The 24,652-nt window shown below is 42.8% G+C and carries 13 protein-coding genes and 1 tRNA gene; 10 read left to right on the top strand and 4 right to left on the bottom strand.

The genetic code is table 11. The features are described 5' to 3' along the window. Nucleotides 1-65: 65 nt before the first annotated feature. Nucleotides 66-2,132 carry an HD family phosphohydrolase gene (locus AB6735_RS08280; protein ID WP_370995461.1) on the top strand — a complete coding sequence of 689 codons (2,067 nt, stop codon included), beginning with the start codon at nt 66-68 and terminating at the stop codon, nt 2,130-2,132. Nucleotides 2,133-2,214: 82 nt separating this feature from the next. Then, nucleotides 2,215-2,301 (top strand) — tRNA-Ser (locus AB6735_RS08275). A 262-nt stretch (nt 2,302-2,563) separates the two neighbouring features. Here the strand turns inward: AB6735_RS08275 and AB6735_RS08270 are convergent. Next, nucleotides 2,564-3,283, bottom strand: coding sequence for a hypothetical protein (locus tag AB6735_RS08270; protein WP_370995460.1), 720 nt, complete (start codon nt 3,281-3,283; stop codon nt 2,564-2,566). 4 nt (nt 3,284-3,287) lie between these two features. Further along, nucleotides 3,288-3,542, bottom strand: a complete 255-nt coding sequence (locus tag AB6735_RS08265; protein WP_370995459.1) for a hypothetical protein — start codon at nt 3,540-3,542, stop codon at nt 3,288-3,290. 299 nt (nt 3,543-3,841) lie between these two features. Between AB6735_RS08265 and AB6735_RS08260 the strand changes: the two genes are divergently transcribed. The 4 genes from AB6735_RS08260 (at nt 3,842) to AB6735_RS08245 (ending at nt 12,430) form a co-directional block, all read left to right on the top strand. After that, the gene (locus AB6735_RS08260; protein WP_370995458.1) at nt 3,842-4,564 is read left to right on the top strand and encodes a hypothetical protein; all 723 of its coding nucleotides are present in this window, start codon (nt 3,842-3,844) and stop codon (nt 4,562-4,564) included. A gap of 403 nt (nt 4,565-4,967) precedes the next feature. Next, nucleotides 4,968-8,567, top strand: coding sequence for an ABC transporter permease (locus AB6735_RS08255; RefSeq protein ID WP_370995457.1), 3,600 nt, complete (start codon nt 4,968-4,970; stop codon nt 8,565-8,567). A 248-nt stretch (nt 8,568-8,815) separates the two neighbouring features. Beyond that, complete coding sequence (locus AB6735_RS08250) at nt 8,816-8,983, top strand: outer membrane beta-barrel protein (RefSeq protein ID WP_370995456.1); 168 nt, start codon at nt 8,816-8,818, stop codon at nt 8,981-8,983. A gap of 321 nt (nt 8,984-9,304) precedes the next feature. Continuing rightward, entirely contained in the window at nt 9,305-12,430 is a 3,126-nt protein-coding gene (locus tag AB6735_RS08245; protein ID WP_370995455.1) for a PVC-type heme-binding CxxCH protein, read from the top strand. Between the two features lie 348 nt (nt 12,431-12,778). Here the strand turns inward: AB6735_RS08245 and AB6735_RS08240 are convergent, their stop codons facing one another. Further along, nucleotides 12,779-14,260 carry an FAD-binding oxidoreductase gene (locus AB6735_RS08240; protein WP_370995454.1) on the bottom strand — a complete coding sequence of 494 codons (1,482 nt, stop codon included), beginning with the start codon at nt 14,258-14,260 and terminating at the stop codon, nt 12,779-12,781. Nucleotides 14,261-14,705: 445 nt separating this feature from the next. Here AB6735_RS08240 and AB6735_RS08235 point away from each other — a divergent pair, with 445 nt between their 5' ends. Next, entirely contained in the window at nt 14,706-17,018 is a 2,313-nt protein-coding gene (locus AB6735_RS08235) for a GH92 family glycosyl hydrolase (RefSeq protein WP_370995453.1), read from the top strand. Between the two features lie 145 nt (nt 17,019-17,163). Here AB6735_RS08235 and AB6735_RS08230 read toward each other — a convergent pair whose 3' ends face one another. Next, on the bottom strand, nt 17,164-18,384 hold the full coding sequence (locus AB6735_RS08230; protein WP_370995452.1) for a hypothetical protein: 1,221 nt from the start codon (nt 18,382-18,384) through the stop codon (nt 17,164-17,166). A gap of 738 nt (nt 18,385-19,122) precedes the next feature. Between AB6735_RS08230 and AB6735_RS08225 the strand changes: the two genes are divergently transcribed. The 3 genes from AB6735_RS08225 to AB6735_RS08215 all read left to right on the top strand — a co-directional run bounded on the left by AB6735_RS08225 (nt 19,123) and on the right by AB6735_RS08215 (nt 24,621). Further along, nucleotides 19,123-19,725: an RNA polymerase sigma-70 factor gene (locus tag AB6735_RS08225; protein WP_370995451.1), complete on the top strand. Its 603-nt coding sequence runs from the start codon at nt 19,123-19,125 to the stop codon at nt 19,723-19,725. 121 nt (nt 19,726-19,846) lie between these two features. Beyond that, nucleotides 19,847-21,031: a FecR family protein gene (locus AB6735_RS08220; RefSeq protein WP_370995450.1), complete on the top strand. Its 1,185-nt coding sequence runs from the start codon at nt 19,847-19,849 to the stop codon at nt 21,029-21,031. A 236-nt stretch (nt 21,032-21,267) separates the two neighbouring features. Next, a complete protein-coding gene (locus tag AB6735_RS08215; protein WP_370995449.1) occupies nt 21,268-24,621 on the top strand; it encodes a TonB-dependent receptor in 3,354 nt (1,117 codons plus the stop codon). The last annotated feature ends 31 nt before the right edge of the window (nt 24,622-24,652 follow it).

The following is a 24,652-nucleotide window of genomic DNA, read 5'->3' as shown; positions in this document are numbered from 1 at the left end:
ATACTAGCTACTTGATACTAACTATAACAGAAACTTATATTATTTTTGAGCGGTTAATTTAATACATGGCAAAACTATCCACTTCGCGCCAAAAGGCTTTATTGCGTAAATACTCGCGCAACGTTAAGTTTTTTATGATGTTGCTGAGCATTGGTCTCATTGTGTTTTTTTTACCCAAGCAGGCCAAATTCAGTTACGAATATGAAAAAGGACGTATCTGGAATCAGAAAGACCTGGCATCGCCTTATAACTTCGCCATCCTGAAAACCCAGCAGGAGATCAAAAACGATCAGAAAACGGCTAAAGAAAGTATCACTCCCATTTACCAGCTGGATGCCGCGGTGGAAAACCAGCAATTGGAAGGTTTTAAAAGCGATATCGAAATTAAATGGCATAATGCGGGCATCAGCGACAGACTTAAACCCAAGTATATTTCAACCGGGACAGGTCTGCTACAGGAAATATATGAAACCGGTGTTTTAAAGCTGAACCCGCAATACCAGGTAAATTCAGAAAATTATCCCATCACCGTTTTAAACAAAAACGTAGCCACAGCCAAAAACACCAACGAACTGTTTACCAAAGAAAAGGCCCTGGCTTATTGCGATAAAATATTGAGCAAATATCCCGAGCTGGATAAGGCTTTCCTGCTCGATCTGCTGCAAAACCGTTTGCAAACCAATTTAAGTTATGATAATAACCTTACCTCGCGCCTGGTTAACGAGGCTGTAGAGGGGCTTTCAATTACCCGCGGTATGGTGCAGAAAGGGGAGATCATTGTATACAAGGGCTCGGTAGTGAATGATGATGTTTATCAGAAACTGGAATCCTATAAACAAGCCTTTGAGGATAATGCCCGAACCAATGGTAACCGCAAACTGGTATTGCTGGGGCAGTTTTTATTGGTAGCTGTAGCCATATCGCTGCTCATGATATTCCTTTACCTGTTCCGGAAGGATATTTATGAGGATAACCGCCTGGTGAGTTTAATTTTACTGGTTATTACGGCTATGCTGGCAGCTTTATCATTAGCCATCAAGCTACAGCTGCCCAATTTATATTACATCCCTTACTGTATTGTACCTATCATTATCCGTATTTTATTTGACACCCGGCTTGCGCTCAATATACATCTGCTGGTGGTACTCATCGCCGGCTTTTTTGTGCCCAACAGTTTTGAGTTTGCCTATTATGAAATTACGGCGGGCATGGTATCCATCTACAGTATTAAAAACCTGCTGAGGCGCGAGCAATATTTTATATCGGCAGGGATGATCATTTTTACCTACCTGGTCGCATTTTTAGGTATCACCTTTACCAAAGAGGGTACTTTTGTTGATATCGACTGGATGGACTTTTTACCATTTGTGGTAAGTGTGTCGCTTACTCTGCTGGCCTATCCGGCTATTATCATCTTCGAAAAAATATTTGGCCTTACCTCTGATATCACCCTTATTGAGCTTACCAATACCAACGCGCCTTTGCTGCGCGAGCTGGCCTTTAATGCCCCGGGTACATTCCAGCACTCACTACAGGTAGCAAACCTTGCTGAGAACGCCATATACACCATTGGTGGCAACGCCCTGCTGGTAAGGGCAGGGGCGCTGTACCATGATATTGGTAAAATGGAAAATCCATTGTTTTTTATCGAAAATCAAAGCTCGGGCTTTAATCCGCATGATAAGCTGCCTTATGAAGAGAGTGCCCAGATCATCATCAGGCACGTAAGTAAGGGTATTGAAATGGCACACAAGGCCAACCTGCCCGAGATGATCATTGATTTTATACGCACCCACCATGGTAATACCCGGGTCGACTATTTTTACCAGTCGTCACTGAAGAATTTCCCAGAAAAATTTATCAACGAGAATATTTTCAGGTACCCGGGACCTATTCCTTTTACCAAAGAAGCGGGGGTTTTGATGCTGGCCGACTCGGTTGAGGCCGCTTCGCGCTCACTAAAAGAGCCCGATGAAGAGTCGATCAGTATTTTGGTAGATAGGATAGTGAAATACAAGTTGGATCAGAACCAGTTGAAAGACAGTAATATAACATTAAAAGATATTGAAACCATCAAAACTATTTTTAAGCGGATGCTGATGAGTATTTATCATGTGCGAATAGATTATTAAAAATAGAACTTTTTTTTTGACGGGAAACTTGAATTACTATATTTGCAATCCCGAAAAACGGGGAACATATTGAAAAGAACACGGTGAGGTGCCTGAGAGGCCGAAAGGATCAGTTTGCTAAACTGACGTACGGGAAACTGTACCGAGGGTTCGAATCCCTCCCTCACCGCTGAACATAAAAAGTCCCGACAATTAATTGTCGGGACTTTTTTGTTTGGGGATGGGAGGGTAATGATACCGGCAAGGGTTAATATTAAAAAGCCTATTGATCATTGATCAGTAGGCTTTTTTTGTTTGAATAAGGTGCGGGGATAACAACCAACCATGGTGCTAAATAGGGCACAAAAAAGGCTCCCAAAATGGGAGCCTTGATATTTTTCTTGCCAGATTACTTCTTTGTTCCGGTTGTAACCGGGCGATACACATTCGGATTAACGCCCTCTTTTATCATTTGAGTAGGCGGCGGTGTTGGTTTTTCTACAGCTTGCTTTGCCATTTCCTGATGTTTTTATAATTAATCGTTCAATTGTATCCCTACATTTGATGTTCAGGTTTACAGGTATGACCGAATCAATTTTTACTTTTTGAACTTTGTCTTTCCCTTTGTTAATACCAAAATCAATGCCAAAAGGAATTATTAACAAACTTAACGAAATAAATGCAAATATCATATACTGATGGCATTTAAATCGCTGAAACATTTTTGCCTTGTTGTTCTTTTGATTGATCCCAGCGCTTTTGATCAGTTCACTCAATAAGTAGGCGTCAAACTCTTTTTGGGCCGATTGCTGGGCGCTGGTGGGGGTTGCCCCGGGTTGACTGTTATAGAAATTCAGCAGCCCAGTGTAATAATTATTCAGCACATCCGTATCCGCCAGATAGGCATAATCATACCCTTGGTGTAAGTCTGATAGCGCCTTGACCAAGTGAAAGATTGATTTGCCCAACAATATAAGCGAACCGGCACCGATTAAGGCAAAAATAATGGTCAGGAACAAGTTGTCAGTAAAATCAAATGTGGTTGTCGCATAAAAAAGACCTGCCACTAACGCGGTCAATATTCCAATAGGCGTGGACAACGAAGAATTGATCTCGTTTTTACGATCCAAGGATTTATCGTACTGATCTTTATAAAATGTTTCCTGTTCCATATAGTTAATTCCCGATCTGAGCTATACTGGCTTCTATCCTCCTGGCATCTTTTTCGAAATTCGCGATGACCTTCGCTTTTTCAACAATGGATGCATTTATCATGCCCGCACTCTGTTCAAAAACATCAATCTCATTTTTTCGGTTACCCAGCCGGCTATATATAGTGCTGGTAAAGGCTTCCTCTTTTTCGGCAATTTCAGTTTCTTTTTCGGTTAAGGCTTTCCGAAGACGGGTCACCATTTTTTTTAATTCTTCCATAGGTTTATTTGTCATAAAGATAGCATTTCCCATTAAGGAAAATTAGCTTATGCCTTATAAACCGGTTCGAGTTCCAGTACGACTGAGAAAGAAGTGAGCAGTCTGTAAATCAGGCTCTCCCCCGCTACCGCAAGCGTCCCGCTTGTGGTAAATGTGCATGGCTTTCAGTTACTCAGCATGAAAACCACAAGCGGGACGCTTGCGGTAGCGGGGTTAGCTGAGGCACAGATTTTATTTTCAAAGTAATATGCTTTTTACAAATAATATTTAAATTCATGATAAAATCTAAACCTCTTATCATGAAAAAACTACTGGCTATTATTCTGCTGTTTCCATTTGTATGCAAAAGCACCATGGTGAACGCACAAAGTAAAAAACTTACAAAGGCTTACCATGTGGCAACAAAACTTGCCATGATTGCCGACAGCACCCAAAACATCGATACGTTGATGACGTTAACATCAGCTAATTCTGTGTTGAAGTGGAAAATAATTAATGGAAAAAATTACGTATTGATGGCTACGTTTACCGGCGATCTCCAAGGGTATCCGGTGGGAGATTCAACCAGAACAACAAACGAGGTCTGGCTGTTTATTCCCGGCCAAATGCAGTACCGGCTGCGAAGTAAAATGACCTCTAAAACCGATACTATTCTTAAATTAAATGAAATGCTGGGCCTGCCGCCTGTATCAGGGGATACCCATATAGCACAATTTTGGGTGCAGGTCGACAATGTTTTCCGGCCTGCAGGAAGTCCCGACGTCACCATACCAAAAGCTTCGGGTACATTATCATTAAATGCAAGTCCGGAATATAAGCTTTGGTTTAATAATTATATCATCACATCCTATTTCCAACCGCTCACGGGTACTGAGGTGTATTATCCATGGACACGAATGGGTTATACTTACAATTGGGCGCCTGGCGCAAACCGGATTGGTGTGAGTGAGTTTGTGTTGAATCCTTATTCAGGGATATGGGTGGAAGCCGTTATTAAAGCCAGCGATTATTTTAGAAATTAATGTTAAAAAGCATAAAAATTTTGCGATATAACTTTCAGTTGGCGCACGCGTGCCGTGTGCTTTCACCGGGTTCTGAGTAGGTTTACATATAACCCGCTACAGCAGGATCAGTTTGCTAAACTGACGTACGGGAAACTGTACCGAGGGTTCGAATCCCTCCCTCACCGCAACTTATGTTGTCAGAAACAAACAAAAGCCTGTAGTCATTGATTTACAGGCTTTATTTTTTATCAACTGCCGGTGCTTTATTATTTGCGATGTAGTTCCGGACCAGTCATGCGATATGCTGATACCGGACATTGATGCGTTCGCTTTTGTTACAAGTGTCTTCCTTTGATAAGTTGTAATTTTTTATCTATCAATGAGTTAAAACTTTGGAACGGCATTTGGGCAATACATTTACTTGAATTCATACAAGTTACATATCAACGTTTATGATCTGGCCTTCCTGGGCGTGATTTTTATCGGGCTTTCATTTGCGCTGCAATTAGGATTCGCTAAGAAGACAGACCGGATTGCAAACCGGTTTTTAAGTTCTGCATTAGGTTTGATCATTTTGGACCTGGTTGGGATAGTCTTAAGGGATGTCGGCCTGGAATCGTATTTCCCCCGTTGGGGCTGGGTGCCGTTGAGTTTTTCACTGGCAATCGGACCCCTGATCTTTTTCTATGTCTTAAAAATAACCCGCCCACAATGCCCCTTTCGCTGGAAGGATCTGCTCCATTTCAGCCCTTTATTACTGGAGATGGGCGCCCTTATGTTACAGATCAATGAAAGCGGCAAAACTGGTAAACCTACCTACGATACGCTCATCTTTCAGCAATGGAATCCGGTACTTCAAATACTGGTATTTCTTTCGGTTATCATTTATTTACACTTATGCCGCAAACTGATTGAAAACTATTATCAGCGGATGAAATTTATAGCTGGTGACCGCTACCGGTATGAACTCCAATGGCTGGATCGCTTGCTCATGTATTTTGGTCTTTTATGGCTGCTGTGGATACCATTTACTGTAGCGGATCATTTTTATTATCATCATCCAATCGGTGGACGCTCCTGTTATCCTTTGTATTTATTTTTTGCGGTAGTTTTAATCCGGAATGGGATGATCATATGTTTGCGGCCCGAAGTTAGCAGACCGGTTGAAAAGACGCCGTCTCAGTATGCATTGATCCCAATAGAACTGAAGCAGCGAAGCGCCTGGTTGAAAAATGCGATGAGATCGAACCGCTATTACGAAGACCCGGACCTCAGTTTAAATTCTTTAGCCGGCAAAATTAAATTACATCCCCATGAACTTTCGCGCATCATCAATACCGCACTCAAAAAGAACTTCAATGACTTTGTGAATGAATACCGCGTTCAGGCAGCGGCCCGAAGAATGCAGGACCCGGCATATGATCACCTCACCTTGCTCGGTATAGCCTATGAATCCGGATTTAATTCCCAAAGCACTTTTAACCGAATTTTCAGGCAGCTAACCGGAAAAAGTCCCGTTGAATACAAAAACGCCATAAAAAAAGAGTTCCCAACTTATGATTTGGGCAGTCGCCGTGTGCTGTCACCGTTAATTTTGAATCAGGAAACTACCCCGCGGTGGTCTCCTGACAAAGTAAAGCGCAATCCCATGTTTAAAAATCATTTCAAAACTTCCTGGCGAAATCTAAAAAAGAATAAGGTCTACAGTATCTTAAATATTGCCGGCCTGGCTGTAGGCACGGTCTGTGCGGCCCTGATATTCCTGTGGGTGGAAGATGAACTTACCTTTAACCACAATTTTGCAAAGCGGGATTACCTGTACCACGTGATGCAAAATGAAAAAAGTGATGCCGGTATTAACACCAACGGATCCACACCCGGCCCGCTGGCTGCCGCTTTAAAGGCGGACGTACCCGGCATTGTCAATAGTGGCCGCTTGAGCTGGGCTATGGATGAGCTGGTCGTGTCGGGTGAGAAATTAATTAAAGAAAACGGCATGTATGCCGATCCTTCTATACTTACTATGTATGATTTGCCCTTCATCTATGGTGACCGTGCAACAGCGTTAAGCCATCCTAAAGATGTTGTGATCAGCGAAACGATGTCCAGTAAGTTTTTTGGCAACGGCAATCCCATTGGCAAAACCATTAAGATGAATGCACAGGGTGCCTACAGCGTTGACGGGCTTTACACGGTAAGCGGCGTGTTCAAAGATCTTCCCGCTAATTGTTATTATCATTTTCAATGGCTGTCACCCTATACTACCTGGGAGGATGCAAATACCTGGCTGAAACCATGGAATAACAATCTGACAGAAACAATCGTTCAACTTTCTCCAACTACCAACCCGGCCGAGGTCAATAAGATCCTGAAGAATTATTTGAGCACCAAGGTGGATAAAGCGGTTAATCAATGCTTTTTATTCAGCATGAACGACTGGCATCTGCGCAGCAATTTTGTGAACGGCGTGCAGGAGGGCGGGGCGATTAAATATGTGAAGCTTTTCTCCATGATAGCTGTTATTATACTTTTGATCGCCTGCATCAATTTCATGAACCTTTCCACGGCACGCTCAGAACAGCGTATCAAAGAGGTCGGGGTGCTTAAAGTAATGGGAGCGAATAAAATAAGCTTAATTGGAAAATTCATCAGTGAATCCGTACTGCTGTCATTGATCTCGATGTTATTTGCGGTGGTACTGCTGTACTTATTGATCCCCTTTTACAATGACCTTGTACAAAAGCAATTAGCTGTAAACCTTTTTGATCCGCTACATTTCGGCGGCTTGCTTGGCATCGGCCTGCTTGCCGGCTTGATTGCGGGCAGTTATCCGGCCTTTTACCTGTCATCCTTTAATCCGGTAAACGTGCTGAAAGGGATGAAGATCAAAAACTCCATAAATGTCGTCTTCATTCGCAAAGGGCTTGTTGTAACCCAGTTTGCCACTTCTGTCATGCTGATCGTAGCTACCATTGTTGTGTATGAACAGGTTCAGCATATCAAAGACAGGAATATTGGGTACAGCAAGAACAACCTGATCTATATGGATATCCAGGGGAATATGAAAGCGCACTTCAGCACGATCAAAAATAGCCTGGTGGCGACAGGCTATGTTGAAAATGCTGCAACCAGCCTGCACGATGCGCTGCATGTTTACAGCACCGGTGACGGATTTACCTGGCAAGGGAAAAACCCCAATGCCAAATTACCAATTCATTCCAATGTTGTCAGCGCAGAATATTTAAAAACGATGCAGATGAAACTGGTAAGCGGACGCGATTTTTATCCCGGAACTACAGACAGCAGCAGCGTTATCATCAATGAAAGTATGGCCAGAACAATGGGGAAGGAGGGAAAGGTGGGTAGTCTCATTAATGCCGGCAGACATGTGCTGACCGTCGTTGGTATTATTAAAGACTTTGTTTACAACGATATCTATGGCGGCAGTGCGCCGATTATCCTGTTAAACAACAATAGTGCGCCTACCGTTATGGCTGTTCGTTTTAAACCTAAAGTCGACTTATCACAGGCATTGGCAAAAACAGCCGAAGTGATGAATAAGGAAAATCCTGGTTTTTCATTTGAATACCGGTTTGCTGATGAAGATTTTGACAAACTGTTTTCCAATGAAACGCTTATCGGTAAACTTGCCGGCTTATTTGCGATGCTTGCCATATTTATTTCCTGCCTTGGCCTGTTCGGGCTGGCTGCCTACACGGCTGAACGCCGGGCAAAAGAGATCGGGATACGCAAAGTACTGGGCGCCTCTGTTGCAGGCTTAATGGCCTTATTGGCGAAAGAATTCCTGCAACTGGTTACGCTTTCCTGTATTATTGCATTTCCGGTTGCCTGGTTCTTTATGTATAATTGGTTACAGAGTTATGCCTATCGTACCGCTATAGAATGGTGGATGTTCGTCTTACCCGCCCTCAGCGCTTTACTGGTGGCTTTGATAACTGTAAGCTTTCAGGCAATCAATGCAGCTGTTGCCAATCCTATAAAAAGTCTGAGGAGCGAATAAATTGCCGGTCATCGTTATCTGCTGGTGCGAGGCCTCCGGTCAGGACGCCATCACGCAAAAGAACTTAGGTCCATTTGATTGAGATCTGAGATTTAGTTGACACGCTATGTGGTGCGCTCCAGGGTGAGATACGGAGCGCATTTTTCATTTTATCAGCTATTTTGAAGTTTTAGCGGATCCATGATGAACCAAACGAAGTAAATTAATCTTAATATGACTAAAACAATATATGTCGGAGATTATGATGAATGAGACCACACTATTTCGGCGCAAACGGAAAGGGAGAACAAACGCAAACCGGTGAGACGTTTAATAGGAACTACTTCCAATTTTTTCTTTCGGCTTTTTTTAATTACAAGCTAAATAACAGCCATGCATTGATGTTAAGCATTGACAGAAAAATTTTAGGCCTTTGACCTCTTATGGAATTCTTGAATAGATTTACCAGAGCTTATATACTGTTCTATACTTTGAATATATGCGCTGTTTTTATTTCAGCCGATCTTAGGTTATCAAATTTTAAAATAATTGTGTTTTTCACACTTTTAATTTTTTATTTATATATTGGTCTTGCAATCACTAAATTTTTTAGTTCAAGCCAATTATTTACGCAATAACCGATCCGGACGAAAATCCATCTATGGATTATTTGTTAGGACGCCTGCAGGAACGACCAGCTGACATAAGTTTTCTTGCCCAAAGCCAAACGGGAAACAAGTGTTTTTTAAATAAAAAAAATGGATAACAATAAACAGAAACGTGTTTTACAAATAAGAGGATTAGCGGCAGCGATGCCCTTGTTAGTCATATTGTTGGCCTTTACTAACATATCCGGTAACCACTTATCGTATAATTTATCGGCGATTGATACGCCGCTCACTGAATCACAAAAGCATTTGGCTAAAAATGGCTTGAAAGAGCTCGATGTGGCCCCTGGGCTGCGGGTTGAAACGATGGCGACAGAACCAATGTTAATCAACCCTACTAATATCGACGTGGATGAAAAAGGAAGGGTTTGGGTAACGGAGGCCTATAATTACCGGTTTGAGATTAACCAAAACAAACCCAGAGAGGCAGGCGACCGCATAGTAATTTTGGAAGATAAGGATGGAGACGGAAGCTTGGAAACCAGCACGGTGTTTTATCAGGGTCCCGAGGTTAATGCACCTTTAGGTGTGTGCGTATTAGGTAACCGGGTACTGATATCGCAAAGCCCCTACGTATGGGCTTTTTATGACGATAACAATGACGGTAAAGCCGACCGAAAAGAAATATTATTTCAAGGGATAAGTGGTATACAACATGATCACGGAATGCACAGTTTTGCATTCGGCCCCGATGGTAAACTATATTTCAATTTTGGGAACGCCGGTAAAACCCTCAGAGATAAAAATAATGAGGTTGTACTGGATCAGGATGGCGATGAGATTGGTCCTAAAAAATACAAAGAAGGAATGTTATTTCGCTGTGATCCGGACGGTACTCATGTGGAATGCCTGGGCCACAACTTTAGAAACGAATACGAATCAGCCGTCGATAGTTATGGAAATATATGGCAAAGTGATAATGATGATGACGGGAACAAAGGCGTCAGAATCAATTATGTTATGGAATACGGAAATTATGGATACACCGATGAAATGACCGGGGCCAGCTGGACAACCAAGCGGATTAACATAGAAGATTCTATTCCGCTTCGTCACTGGCACCAAAATGACCCTGGCGTCATTCCAAATCTGTTACAAACGGGATCCGGTTCTCCTTCCGGAATGGCATTTTATGAAGGGACGCTGTTGCCACGGCAATTTCAAAATTCAATGATCCATGCAGAACCAGGACATAATGTTGTCCGGTCCTATCCCGTTCAAAAGGCCGGCGCGGGATATACCGCCGGCATCCTTAACATGCTTGATGGAGAGCGGGATCAATGGTTTCGCCCGGTGGATGTCTGCACAGCACCGGATGGTTCTTTAATTGTAGCCGACTGGTATGATCCCGGCGTTGGAGGACACCGGGTTGGGGATCTTCAGCGTGGCCGTATATACCGGGTTGTTCCGGAAGGTATGAAAGCCACTTATAAAATACCTGAACAGGACTTTACTACTCCTAAAGGCGCAATCATTGCCTTGCAAAATCCAAATCTTGCCGTTCGAAGGCATGCCTTCATCGCATTAAGCAGCATGGGAGACGCCGGAATCGCAGAGCTGGAAAAACTTTGGACAACATCGACCAGTTCCCGTATGCGTGCAAGAGCCCTATGGGTGCTTTCCAAATCAGCAAAGGCCACAAAATATCTTTCCGAAGCCATCGGGGATTCTGATCCTGATTTGAGAATAACCGGGCTAAGAGCAGCAAGAGAAGTAAATACCGATGTGCTTAAACTTGCAAAAGCCCTGGTAAATGATCCGGACGCGCAGGTAAGGCGCGATTGTGCGATTGCGTTACGGCACCGGAAAGAACCGGAGGCTGAGACGATATGGGCGGCACTCGCCGCGAAACATGATGGCAAGGACAAATGGTATTTAGAGGCACTGGGTATTGGGGCCGACAAGCAATGGGACCAATTCTTTGCAGCCTATCTGAAAGTAGTACCAGATCCTTTATTAACAGCCGGGGGCAGGGACATCATATGGCGCGCACGTACAAATACCGCGCTTCCATATCTGGTAAAACTGGCTTCAGATGCAAATGTTCCATTAAAATCCCGTTTGAGATACCTCAGAGCTTTTGACTTTTATACGGAAGCTGATAGATCCAAAGCTTTGGTCAAACTATTAGAAGAAAATAACGGTAAAGATTTAAAATTGAGTGCCATCGTATTGAAGTCATTAAATCCTCAGGATATATCGGGCTCACCTGTATCCCAGGAACAGTTGAAACAGGTTTTAGATTCATACACCGGAACACAGGATTTTGTTGATATGGTAAAACAATATAATATTACCACAGAGGCTGATAAATTGATGGATCTGGTAAAATCCAATGGTATTCAGAGTAACGGAGGATATCAGAGCGGAGGAATCGGGGCCGATGCAGCCAGGGTATTACTTAAAGCTAATGAAGATCTTCGGTTCCTAAATGTTATTAAAGGTAAAGATCAGCAAAAGGCATCCAATGTTTTAGCAGTGCTTGGCGTAATAGGCAACGATGAGTCAACAGCTATCCTGTCAAAGGTGGTTTTATCAAACCAGTACAGCATGCCCACACGTCAAAAAGCGGCACAAATGCTGGGTAAAAGCCAAAATGGGGAAGACCGCGTTCTGGAAATGCTCCAGGGAAAAAAATTGCCTCAGAGTTTAATTACGCCGGCTGTTGCTGGCTTGAGCGGAACACTCAGAAAAAGCACATTGGATAAAGCAAAGGCCTTTTTACCCAATACTAATGTTGCCAAAATTGCTAAAACCAAGATGCCTTCTGCTAATCTTAATGCCATACTTGCTTTAAAAGGAAATGCCCTGAAAGGTAAGGCCGTTTTCCTCAGAACTTGTTCCGTATGTCATAGAGTTAATAAAGATGGTTTTGAATTTGGGCCTAATTTATCAGAAATAGGTGCGAAATTACCAAAGGAAGGATTATTTGATGCTATTATTAACCCCTCTGCGGGTATTAATTTCGGATATGAGACCTCACAACTAACTATGAAAGACGGATCAACCCTGGTGGGGATCATTTCAAGCCGGACAGAGACAGATATCGAATTGAAATACCCTGGAGGTTCTGTTCAGAAAATTAAAACCAATGATGTTAAGCAAATAAAAAAAGTGTCGACATCTATGATGCCTGCAGGATTAGCTCAAACGATGTCAAAACAAGAATTTGCTGATTTACTTACGTTCCTTGCCTCTTTGAAAAAGAAAGGATAATACAAAACTGTACGGTATTGAAATGTTTTAATATTGAAAATCGTTCTTCGCCATATAGAAGAAGTTCTTGTCTAAACGTCGAATGTATATATATACTGTTTTTATTTCAGGGCATATAGTTTCTTGATAATAACAGGTGTGAGAGCAAGGTTTAGAAAGCTTGTGTAAATGCCGGGAAAGTAACCGCCTGTCTTTATACAGAATATAAGGTGCCCTATAGCATTGCCAAACATGCCATACACGATAAAGAACATAGCGAAGAACTGTAATATCTTCCAATTCTTTAAAAAGCCAATAGCACCCATTAATGGCATTACAAGCATGAACATACGGGAGTATGACAACCTATCAGAGACTAATTGACAAGGCATGATGAAACACGTTATTAGGATCCCATTTTTGTTTCACCTGCTGCAATCGGGGGTAATTATCTCGGTAATATAGGATTTGACATGGGATACCCGAACGATTCCATTGCGGGTCAGTCAGGTCTGTATCAGGATGATTGATCATGCAGCCACCGGTCTGCTCGTTGGGCACAGGAACGCCACCCGAGGCGGCAAACAGGTCTTGATAGAAATTGCGTACCCAGCTAAGGCTTGCGGCTTCACCTTCCGGTTCTCCCCAGCCTGTATTGCATGCGATATCAAGGATACAATCTCGTTGAACGGAGGCTGTTGCTTCCGGCATTATGGCATTTACCCGGCCGCCGTAAGTGGCCATACCTAATCCACCGCCTACCGGCTCATTGTTTGTCAGATATTTATATGCCGTCGTAATCTGATCATCTGTAAAAGGACGGCGAAGAAAAGCGTCTTTAATCTTAGCTTTTACTTTGTCATACCCTGGCTGAAAAAGTTCTGGAAAAGGGTTAAGCGCAAATTGTAGCCATGCAGTCTCTTCCACTTGTCGCGTATAAGACAAGCCTAAAGGGCCGGCAATTGATGCGAGATGTTCGTCTATGAGTTGTATTGCCGTTGGACCCGCGGTGGAAACGCCTTTCATTTCCAGTTTACCCATGTTGCGATGATTCAGAAAAAGCAAACTGAATAGCTGCTTATAAGGCGATTCCGGGCTGCTATTCTTTTGCGCCCATGCACCGAAGTTTTGAACTAATTGCGAAAACAGTTTTTCGTCAAAATTATTCCAGTCCCATGAAACCCTAAAGGTCGTAATGGTTTTGGGTGCCTTCGGAAGAGCAGTAGCAGGATTAGCACCGTCGGTTCCCGCAGATCGGAACCAGTATCGGGTAACGATGCCAAAATTTCCGCCTCCGCCGCCGGTATGCGCCCACCAAAGCTCCCGGTTTGGATCATTTTCTTCCCGTGTAGCAATAACGCTGTGTGCCTTGCCGGATGAATCTACGGCAACTAACTCTATAGCGTGGAGATGATCTGCAGCCAATCCATATTCTCTGCAAAGAAAGCCAAAAGCCCCACCCAGTACATGGCCGCCGATTCCTATGTTGGGATGCTGTCCAGACGGCAGAACCACTCCCCAGCCTAAAAAGAGCCTGCGGTACGTTTCACCGACAGTGGCGCCAGCCTCTACTTCAAAAGCTGATCTTTTAGCATCATAGGAGATACTTTTCATCAGAGACATATCAATTAGTACTTGTACGGACGGGTCTGACACAAATCCTTCAAGGCAATACCCACCGCTCCGGACAACTATTCTCTTTTGAGTATTGACGGCTTCCTGCACAGCAGCTACGACATCTGAGGTTGATTCCGGAAGGCAGAAATATTCAGGTTTCCCGGTAAAGCGTTTGTTGAAACGTTTTTCATTAAGATCAGCAAAACGAATGTCGTTTGAGGTTATCTTTTCCATATGTCTTTTTGCAATGCTTTATTGTTTTGTAAAGTTATATGTGTTCCAGATAGGTTTCAAGTGGGAATCATGACATTTAAAGGGTAAAATGCGACAATTTACGATACAATGGACCATTGATGACTTACCCTCAGCCGCATTTTGTAGTCTGGAATTAGGTTGAATCGGAATAACCGAACTTTCATTTACCGGAGTTTTTTGGAAAAGCCGGGTTTTTAGCAGGGGAATAAGTATAAGCAAAGCAAAAGTTAATTCCTGAGAAATTAGAGTTGCGTTAAAATACAGCTCGGGTTATAACATAAACAGGACCAAAAATGATATTGTTGTTTAGTTTTGGGAAATCCGGGAAAAAGCTATAAGATTGACCTCGTGTAAAGTGAGTTAAATAATAAATAATAAATAATAAATAATAAATAATAAATAATAAATAATAAATAAGCATTTTATGATACGTAATTTAATTGTATTTACGATTATTTTAATTTCACTCGACGCCAGGGCTCAGCAAGCGCGCAGACCGGTAGATTATGTTTGTCCCCTTGCCGGTACACAAACCAGCCGTTGGTTTTTCTTTAATACCGCGACCAGACCTTTTGGTATGGTAAATCTCAGCCCGGATACACGTTTAGGTGGTGACTGGAATAACGGATATCTTTATGGAGATACAACAATTAAATGCTTTAGTCATATTCATTGCTGGCAATTGTACGGACTGGCAGTAATGCCGTTTACCGGAACGCCCAAAGGCCATTTAGGAACAGACGCATATCAGTCGGTATTCTCTCATGATCAGGAAACGGTTCAGGCAGGGTATTATAGCGTAGACTTAAAAACATATCATGTGAAAGCCGAGCTGACTTCTACAACCCGGGTGGGAATGCATCGCTATACTTTTAGCAAAGATTCGGTACCTGGGATATATTTTGATTTGTGCGCTACGCTAATGGATAAAATACAATCGGCAAATCTGCGAAAAGTTTCAGAAGCGGAACTGGAAGGCTCTGTGACCATGGCGCCTACGTACCGTCGCCCAAAACCGTTTACAGTATATTTTACAGCCCAATTCTCCCAACCGATAAAATTTTTAGGTAAATGGAGGAAAGGGGAGGTTCTAAATGGAAACGCCGATACCATTTCCGGCAAAGATATAGGAGCTTGGGTGACGTTCGATAAAACCGCCCGGCCAATTTTGATGAAAGTGGCACTTTCTTACACCAGTATTCCGGCATCCCGTACTAACATGGTTGCTGAATTACCTCACTGGGATTTTGACCGTGTGGTACGCGAATCGCAAAATGACTGGAATGCCTGGTTGAGTCGGATCGAAGTGAGCAATGAAAATCAGGATTTGAAGAAACGTTTTTACACAGATTTGTGGCATGCGTTGCAGGGACGCCGTATCATCAGTGATGTGGATGGTGCTTATCCCGATAACACCGGGGCATCAACCCGGACAAGATATACTTTGAAAGATAACCATGGCAGGCCTTTTCCGCATTACAATTTCGATGCATTTTGGGGAGCCCACTGGAACCTGTCCCTGCTGTGGGGATTGGCCTATCCAGAAGTGGTGGACGGCTTTTGCAACACCATGCTTGATCTTTACCGCAACGGAGGCCTCATACCGCGTGGACCTTCCGGAGGGAATTATACTTTTGTGATGATCGGAGATGTAGCTTCCCCTTTTATGGGGTCGGCTTACCAGTTCGGGATCCGGAACTGGGATGCAGAACTGGCCTATCAGGGACTTCGTAAAAATGCTTTTCCGGGTGGTATTCGCTCGCACGCGGGCTATGAGCACGACATGAAAAATCCAAAGGGCGGCGGGATAGATTATTATATTAAAAGAGGCTATATACCGGAAGGTATCGAGGGAGAGGGAATGCACAAGGATGGTGCCGCGATGACGCTGGAATACGCCTATCAGGACTGGTGCCTGTCTGAGTTTGCGAAAGCATTAGGCAAGAAAACAGATGCAGAATTATTTGCTAAACGTGGTCAAAACTATAAAAACATATGGAATCCGGCTACTGGATATATGCATCCGAGGAATCTTGACGGAACGTGGATAAAAGATTTCGTGCCGGTGTCGCAAAATAAGGAATTTAATACCCTTGGATTTTGCGAATCAAACAGCCTGAATTATTCACACTATGTTCCTCAGGATCCCCAAGGCCTGATTAAACTTTTCGGGGGAGAAAAGAAATATGTGGCCAGGCTGGATTCCCAAATGATCAAAGGGGAGGGGCAACGGTTTATGGTGCCTCATGGCCAGCACGGAACGGCTTATGGCGATTTTGAAAATGAACCTGCGCTGGGTATTCCTTATATGTTCAACTTTGCCGGACGTCCTGATTTAACTCAGAAATGGGTACGTACCATTAAATCTGCTTTATTTACGAATATCACTCCCGAGGATGGTTATCATGGCGACGAAGACCAGGGTATGATGGGAGCTTACAGTGTACTGATGGCGATTGGCTTGTTCGATTTTCAGGGTGGAGCTGCCTTAAAACCAACCTGGCAGATAACAGCTCCCGTGTTTGATACGGTGAAGATTCATTTGAACAAAGATTATTACAAAGGGGGATCTTTTATGATCGTGTCATCCAGGAAAGATAAAAATGATTGCTATATCAAACGGGCTACATTAAATGGTGACCGAATGAAAACATTTTGGTTTTATCATAGCCAGTTGATCAATGGCGGTGAACTGAAATTAGAATTAAGCGATCTGCCGGCAAAGAACCCATTGTAATACTTAACAACATGAGAAAAAACTATGAATCACCTGTAAACTACATGGGTAAGCGGTTTATTGGTGATCCATGGAAGATTCGATGGCATCGGGTTAATATTGTCTGGAAATTACCTGCCACGTTGCTGACAATATTAGGTATTAATTAATTGTTTTTTGCCCACTCTTTCAATTGGTCAATCGCTTTTGCCAATGCCCCGGCCGAGCCTTTAAAAGCTGCGGAACCGTTGGGTTTGCCATCAACGCCATACCATTCATAAAAACCATTGTCTTTAATTGTTCTGGCGACCATGGGGTGTAATTCAGTATAAGCTTCTTTAATAAAGCCATGACTTATAAGCTGCTGAATCATTCTGGCGCCGAACCAGGTCCAGTCTCCGCCGTTTTGATATACAAAAGGTTTTGATGCTGTCGAGTTTTTATAAATACCTTCGGGATACACAGGGTAAAGTGTTAAACCAATAGACGGCGCGCCGGATAGTTTGACATTCCTTAGCATGTCCTGATTAACAAGCCGGATTTCATGTTTTGATAAGATCCCAGCCTCAATAGCTATTGCCGTTCCACCGTGGAAGTAGATTTTGTTTTCATCGAAACTTATCGGGAAAGGTGATTTACCAATGTATAAATGCGGAATGAATTTATGATTTTTTGCATCCCAAAGGAATTTTCTGATAGCGGTTATAGTAATGGCTTTTAGCTGTTGCCACTTTTGCCGTTCCGGCCCGGTTTTATAAAAGCCGGCCATGTCATCAAGCGCTATAACAAACATAGCGTTATCATATATGTCCATAGCCCAATGGGTGTTTTCATCAACATCAACTACTGCGCCACCTTCAACCTGTACGTCGCCCCAATCCTGTGTCGTAGCTCCGGTTAAAAGATGATATTTTTTTGAATAGCGGTTTTTTAATAAATAACTAATGGATACCTCCAGATGTTGTAATGCGGTTTTCCCTGCTATCTTTTCCTGCAAAATGGATTTATCACCGGTTATGCGGATATATTTGGCCATAGCCTGTATTAACGACGTTTCCTGGTCTGTTTCTACGGTATTCTTAAAACCGACATGGGAGTTTTCATTTGAAGAGACATAAATATTTGGATCATTCCAGGTTACATGACCTTTTAATACATACCCGTCTACAATTTCACCGTTGGCTTGTTGAAGCTTGAGAAAAGTAAGAAGATTTGCCCTGATGCTGTCACGCCTGTAAACTTTACACGAGGTTTCAATGAAAGTATTAAAATCGCGTATCCAAACCTGTGGATAGCCGTCACCCGCATTAAAGCCTTTGCTTAAAATATCTGTAGCTTTTTTGTATACAGTATCCAGCTTTTTGTCTGCGATAATTTGTACAGCCAATTTGTGTCTTTGTTGAGCCAATCCTTGAATAGTAATGCCAATTATTATGACGGTAGTTACAAGGATTTTTTTAGTATTTGTTTTCAATGTTTATAAAGGAATGTTGTAAAGTCGTTTTCTGAATAGAACCGGTTTTTATTTGGCTGAATAGGAATTTGCAATTATAAATAAATATAGTATTTGTTTGTACATAAATGTAGCGTGTTTACCTATAAAGTTGCCCGAAAAGGTGTTTTATCGTAATAATTTCCATTATACAATAAATATATGTTTGTACATAATTAAAGTCACAAACAATTTCCTTAACCTAAAACATAGGCAATCGCAGGTATCGGTTTAAGCGTCTCGAGCAGCAAGTGGCAGGCATAGCTGACCCACGCCTCATTCAAGAAATCGATACAGGTTTTTTGAATGGATTTTTTGAAACAGTTGCAAAGGTACGCTCAGGCAAGCGATGGCTGCAACCCTCTCCAGGCTAATAGGTTCCTTGAAATTATCGACCGTGAACTGGAAAACCCGGCCGATCCGCTCCCGGCTCTTGGATTGTGCATCTGCACCTGACTGGTAGATGAAAATTTATAGGCCTTTTGCACAGCCATTAACTGCAAACATTACCTGAGCGGTAGTATCCTTTCAAACCCCTCGGTGGTCAATAGTTGCAGAATCTCCAGTGAGGCGAGACAGTTTTAAGAAAAAACATATATATTAGACTTATTGCAATCTTGTACTATTGATTTAATGCGTCCTTATAAAGCCCCAAGCTATTCAGATGAAATATTGGTCGACCTGGTTAAGTCCCGGGATGACAGAGTTGCTTTTGCAGAAATCTATCATCGTTATTGGCAGATTCTAATAGACCTGGCTTATCAAAGGTTAAAATCAAAAGAAGCTTCAGAGGAAATTGTACAGGAAGTTTTCGTAAGTTTCTTTTTAAGACGGCATGAAGTTGAGTTAAGAGGCAATCTTGCATCCTGGCTAAAAACCGCCCTCAAATATAAAGTATATAATATCTATCGTTCTCAGCAGGTTCATTTAAATCACCTGGATATGATCATGCGCGAAACACACATCGGTCCCATGATGCCAGACGAGGTGCTGGATGTTAAGGAAATAAGGGAACGCATGCGGCTTGCAGCAGGCAGACTGCCCGAGAGATGCCGGGAGGTATTTTTACTAAGCCGGTTTGAACACTTGTCCCAACAGGATATTGCAACCCGGTTAAACATATCAGTTAGCACGGTAAAAAAACATATCACTAAAGCAATGCGCGTCATGAAATCTGAATTTCATGAAAATCATTTTGATATGCTGATCCTCATCCTTTTTTTTAGGCATTTTTAATAAAACGTTTTATTAAATTATTGAACTCATTATCTGTGAGTTATGTTTATTTGATAAAAAAGGAATTGCGCAGAGTAGCACCTTTTACCCCTTCAAGTTAATACCTATTAAATAGCCTTTGATGGATAACGATAATACCAGAATACTTCACCTGCTTGAAAAGTTTAATAATGGAACAGCTTCTCCAAACGAATTGCGGGAACTGGACAGTTGGTATGATACATTTGATCAGAACAAAAAGCTAACAGATACCCTGTATCCCCAGGAAATCAAAAATATGGAGCACCGGCTGCTATCAACTATTGATCGACAGATTGACAAAAGGTTGGGAAGGCAAAGCGGACCGCTGACTGTTCAAACACGAGGGAGATGGTTAGCTGTTATCGCGATATTAGCCGTTTTCCTTACCATTGGTTACCTAACCGTACGAACTTTTGGCATGTTTAACGGAGAGCAAATGGCCAAAAATGATGTTAAGCCAGGTGGCAGCAAAGCGATATTGATTTTAGGAAATGGGAAAAGAATAGATTTGAGCAGTTCAAAGTCAGGAGTGATTTCTAATGAATCAGGGGTAACGATTGCCAAAACAACCGGTACCAGATTAACCTATTTGTCTGATGACCAGGCATCTGATCAGAAAGATCATGGCGAGGGCACAACGAACACTATTATTACACCAAATGGCGGACAGTACGAAGTACAACTTCCAGATGGAACCCATGTATGGCTGAACGCAGCTTCTTCTTTAACGTATCCGGTGCATTTCGTGGGCGGTCAAAGAACAGTCTGGTTAACGGGTGAGGGATATTTTGAAGTAGCCAAAGATAAAACAAGACCTTTTGATGTATCTACCGGCACCCAGCACGTGCGGGTTCTGGGCACTCATTTCAATATCAACGCGTATCCTGGCGAAGATTCACAGAAAACCACGTTGCTGGAAGGTTCTGTACAAGTCCTTTCAAAAGCAAATGCCATCATGCTCAAACCCGGTGAACAAGCCGTTAATAATGGCATCGACTTGAACATCCTTCATTTAAATGCGGAGGACGCCATCATGTGGAAAAATGGGTTATTCCATTTTGATCACACCGAGTTACATGCCTTAATGCGTGAACTTGCCAGGTGGTATGATGTGGAGGTTGTATATGAGGGCCAATCACGAAGCCGCTTATTTTCGGGAACCATAGATAAAACTTACTCTTTATCGGAAGTGCTCAAAGTGCTGGAATTGGGTAAAGTCAATTACCGTATTGAACTGTCTTTGCCAGGGCCTTCCAAACACAAGCGCCTGGTGATCATTCCGTAAGGCATACACGCTACCAATCATGAACAGAAAGGTTTAACTAAAATCAAAGCAGATGACAAAATAATTTACCAGAGCAACACAAACAACAGGTTGATAAAAAAAAGAAACCGGGGAGCGCTTGGAACCCTTCCCCGGATTTGTCTGGGTCAATCCTTAACCACCTGGTTGGAAACCAGCAGGGTTAAAAAGATTAATAAACTGTTTAATGTTTCACATTCACCCAAACGTACAAAAGTATGAATTTAAACTTATGTACAGAACTGGCCAAAAAGCGGCACGGTTCTGTACTGAAATTATTGATGGTAATGAAATTGACTGTCTTAATAATGACCATCGCATGTGTACAGGTTTCCGCCAAAAGTTACGCGCAGCTTGTATCTGTCAATGAGCGTAATACGCCTTTAACAGAGATTTTCAATAAGATCCAGCAGGAAACCGGTTACCGTTTCTTCTGGGAAGAGAACGAAATTTCCGATGTCAGGTTATCGGTCAATGTTAAAAATGTTAGTTTGGAAACCGCGCTGGAACAACTCTTCAAAGGACTGCCTTTTACTTATTCAATCACCAAGAAATCCATCGTTGTTCAAAAAAAGGAGCCGACGTTTTTGGAACGCCTGGTATCCGCATTGACAGCGGTTGACCTGAAAGGCAAGGTAGTTGATGATAAGGGGCTTCCTTTGCCGGGTGCTACCGTTAGCTTAAAGAACGGTAGTTTTCAAAGGGGGATAGTGAGCGATAGTAACGGCGAATTTTCCCTAACTCATGTACCTGAGGGCGAGTATACGATCGAGGTCTCTATGGTAGGTTTCGCTAAATATGTAAAACCGGTTACGGTTAACGCGGATACCAAAAATATCGCAATTACGCTGATACCAGCTGCGGCTAATCTGAGTGAAGTGGTAGTGATTGGCTATGGAACCCAGCAGAAAGCAAGCCTGACCAGCTCCGTGGAAACGGTTTCCAGCGAGAAGATTGAGAACAGGGCTGTTCCATCCGTGTTGAATATATTACAGGGTGAAGCTGCAGGCCTGAACATTCAACAAACCGACGGCAATCCCGGTTATGGATCAACTTCTGTTGATATCCGGGGTAATAGTACACTTTCCAATAATCCTGTTCTTTACATTGTTGACGGAATGGCAGTTACTGGCATTGACTATTTAAACCCTAATGACATCGCTTCAGTCAGCATTTTGAAGGATGCCTCCGCAACAGCCATCTATGGAGCCAGGGCATCCGGTGGTGTATTACTGATCACCACAAAAAAAGGGAAGCAAAATAGCAAACCCGATCTGCAATATAGCACGATGGTTGGTTCACAGCGACCTGCCAGGTTGCCTAAGTTTGTTGACGCCCCGCAGTTTGTAGATTTGTACAATCAGGCGCAGTTGAATGATAATCCGGGAGCGCAGGTTAAGTTTACGCCAGATCTGGTTCAGAAATATAAATCAGGAGCATTGCCGAGTACTAACTGGATTCCGTACATACTGGATAACCAGGCTCTACAAAATCAGCAGAACCTGAGCATCTCCGGTGGAACCAATAATGTGGATTATTTTGTTTCCGGTGGTTATCTTAACCAGGGCGGCCTGATCAAAAATGTCGACTATAAGCGGTACAGTACCCGGGCGAACGTAAACGTACAGGTATCCAAAAGGTTAAAACTGGGCATCAATTCGGTACTGACCAAAGAAGACAAAGAACAACCGGCCTATGGTATAGGAAGCGCACTTCAATGGTCTTATATCGTTCCGGTGACCGAATATCCATATACAAAAGGAGGGCATGACCGCAGCTATCGGGGCGGGGATCAACCGAATGATATCATGACCAAAGCAGGTGTGCAGAATGAAAATCTCAATATCATCAATGCCAATTTCCTGGCTGAGTTTAAGATACTGGATAACCTGGTTCTGAACGGTACCTATGGTTATAATTATACTAATAGTTTCACCTCAGCATTCAATAATAAATATCCGCTGTATAATGATGACGAGCAGATCGTAGTTTATAATAATAATCCCAATAGTGTCTATAAAGCGAATTATGCTCAGAAACATCCTACTACATTATTGACATTAAACTATACCAAGTCAATTGGCAGGCATCATCTGAAGGCATTATTGGGTTACTCACAGGAAGAGGATAGGTATGACTTCAACAGTATTACCCGTTATGGTTTCTTAAATAATTCATTGGATCAGGTAGATGCCGGTTCTTCTGACCCGACATTGACCAATGTTTCCGGGAACGCTACCTCTTACGCTATCCGGTCATGGTTCGGACGGTTCAATTATGACTTTGACGGAAAATATCTGCTGGAGGCCAATGCACGCTATGATGGTACCTCTGTTTTTCAAAATAAAAAATATGGTTTCTTCCCATCCATATCTGCCGGCTGGATTGCTTCAGAGGAAAGTTTTTTTAAACCGTTGACAAATGTGGTCAGCTTCTTGAAGATAAGGGGTTCCTATGGTCAGGTTGGTAACCAGAATGCCAGTGGTTTATACCCCTGGGCCAATACTATTGCACAGGACAAGTATATCTTAAACAAAGCCAGTGTAACTACTACCTATTACAATAATTCGCCCAATCCGGATTTAACATGGGAAGTAAAAACAACCGCCAACTTGGGTATTGATTTTACGATTTTCCAGCACCTGGATGTCAATGTCGATTTTTTCAGGGACAGAACAACGGGAATACTGAGATCGCCAAGTGTACCTAAAACCTATGGTATTGACGCGCCTCAACAAAATGTAGGCAAAATGCAGAACCAGGGCTTTGAGCTCAATATAGCCTACAAAAATCATATCGGTGATTTTAACTATCGCGCATCGCTGAATCTCTCAGACAACAGGAACAAGATCCTGGATCTGGGCGGAACGGGACCAAGCTATGGAGATAACCCGCTTATTGTGGGTCAATCCCGCTGGGTATGGTACGGGTTGCAGGCTGAAGGATTGTTTCAATCGAAGGATGAGATCGCCAGTCATGCCACGCAGGATCCCAGGGATCAACCAGGAGATATAAAATTCAAGGATGTTAACGGTGATGGCAAGATCACGCCCGACGACCGGGTGGTTTTAGGTCAGGCAACCCCACATTATCGTTACGGCATCTCGCTTAGCGGATCCTATAAGGGTTTTGATGTATCAATATTACTTCAGGGTGTCATGAGCAATCTTGCCCGTGTTAGTGGCGGAGCCCAGGTGCCTTTCTTCTACAATGGTGATGGAAATATCTTGCAATCGCAACTCGATTATTGGTCGCCATCTAATCCCAATGCACGGTATCCTATACTGAGGACTGATCAATCCATCAACAACGGACAGTTTTCCAGTTGGTGGTTATTTAAGGCTGCTTACATGAGGTTCAAAAATGCCCAGTTTGGTTATACGTTTACCAACAGGCTGACCAAGAAATTGGGTGTTGCATCGGTACGGGTTTTCGCCGCAGGGGATAATCTTTTGCTGGTCACAAGCAAGAATTTTCCGAAAAGCCTCGATCCCGAAATCTCCAACTATGGAGACGGATCCAATTATCCGCAGGTACGGAACCTGAGCCTCGGTTTAAACGTTGGCTTTTAGTCAGGAGATTTTCAATGATTGATCTTAACAA

Source organism: Mucilaginibacter sp. RCC_168 (assembly GCF_041355315.1).
In the GTDB taxonomy this organism is placed as follows: Bacteria; Bacteroidota; Bacteroidia; order Sphingobacteriales; family Sphingobacteriaceae; genus Mucilaginibacter.
The sequence above is the reverse complement of the archived record's forward strand: the minus strand, read 5'-3'. Positions and strand labels throughout refer to the sequence as shown.